At 31.1% G+C, this 1,574-nt stretch carries 1 protein-coding gene; it reads left to right on the plus strand.

The window, feature by feature from the left end:
• Positions 1-91: 91 nt before the first annotated feature.
• Complete coding sequence (nagE, locus tag HF862_RS09885) at positions 92-1,561, plus strand: N-acetylglucosamine-specific PTS transporter subunit IIBC (protein ID WP_170187692.1); 1,470 nt, start codon at positions 92-94, stop codon at positions 1,559-1,561.
• Positions 1,562-1,574: the final 13 nt, after the last annotated feature.

Genomic DNA, 1,574 nt, shown 5'->3' on the forward strand with positions numbered 1-1,574 from the left:
AAAAAAACTTGCTTTTTATAAAAAATATAATATAATTATATTAAATAGTAGTTTATAAATAAGTATATTTTATTAAGGAGAGTGGTTTTTTATGTTCGCTTATCTACAAAAAATTGGTAAGGCTCTTATGGTTCCAGTAGCAGTTCTTCCAGCTGCAGCTATTCTTATGGGTATTGGTTATTGGATTGACCCTGTTGGTTGGGGAGGAAATAGCCAACTAGCAGCTTTTCTAATTAAAGCTGGAGCAGCTATTATTGATAATATGCCTATATTATTTGCTGTTGGTGTTGCTTTTGGACTTTCAAAAGATAAAAATGGTGCAGCAGCTCTTGCTGGATTAGTTGCTTTTGAAGTTGTTACTACTTTATTATCTATTGGTGCAGTTTCTCAAATGACAGGAGTACCAGCAGATCAAGTATCACCTGCATTTGGAAAAATTAACAATCAATTTGTAGGAATTTTATGTGGAGTTGTTGCAGGAGAATTATATAATAAATTCCATGGATTAGAACTTCCTAAATTTTTAGCATTCTTTAGTGGAAAAAGATTTGTACCAATTATAACATCAGTAGTAATGTTAGTTGTTTCATTCATATTATTATATGTTTGGCCAGTTATTTATTCAGCACTAGTTTCTTTTGGTATTGCTATTGCGAAATTAGGACCTATAGGAGCTGGAATTTATGGATTTTTCAATAGATTATTAATACCTGTTGGATTACACCATGCGTTAAACTCAGTATTCTGGTTTAACGTTGCTGGAATTAATGATATTGGTAGATTCTGGGGAGATCCTGCAGCAGCTTATAATGGATTACCAGAAGCTATTCAAGGAAGTTATCATGTAGGAATGTATCAAGCAGGATTCTTCCCAATTATGATGTTTGGATTATTAGGAGCTTGTTTAGCATTTATAACTACAGCGAAAACAGAAAATAAAGAAAAAATAAAATCAATAATGTTAGCAGCAGGATTTGCAAGTTTCTTTACAGGAGTAACAGAACCAATTGAATTTGCATTTATGTTTGTTGCACCACCATTATATTTATTACATGCAGTTTTAACAGGAATATCAGTATTTATAGCAGCATCATTTGATTGGATGGCAGGATTTGGATTCTCAGCAGGATTTGTTGATTTCTTCTTATCATTACGTAACCCAAATGCAAATAATCCATTTATGTTAATAGTATTAGGATTAGTATTCTTTGTAGTATACTTTGTAATATTTAGAGCAGTAATAGTTAAAGCAAACTTAAAAACTCCAGGAAGAGAAGAAGATGACGATACTGCAGTAATTAATGAATTCAAAGGAGAAGCTACATCTAATGCAAAATTAGCAGCAGCATTATTACCATTATTAGGAGGAGTAGAAAATATAGTTGTAATAGATAACTGTACAACAAGATTAAGATTAGAAGTTAAAGATTCTACAAAAGTGCAAGATAAAGAAATTAAAAAATTAGTACCTGGAGTATTAAAACCAAGTGCTACTGCAGTACAAGTAATAGTAGGACCACATGTAGAATTTGTAGCAACTGAATTAAAAAAATTAGTATAATTTAATAAAAGAA

The organism is Fusobacterium sp. FSA-380-WT-3A (assembly GCF_012843705.1).
In the GTDB taxonomy this organism is placed as follows: domain Bacteria; phylum Fusobacteriota; class Fusobacteriia; order Fusobacteriales; family Fusobacteriaceae; genus Fusobacterium_B.

Coding starts and splice junctions, on each gene's coding strand:
- nagE (WP_170187692.1), top strand. CDS start 92: ATGTTCGCTTATCTACAAAAAATTGGTAAGGCTCTTATGGTTCCAGTA.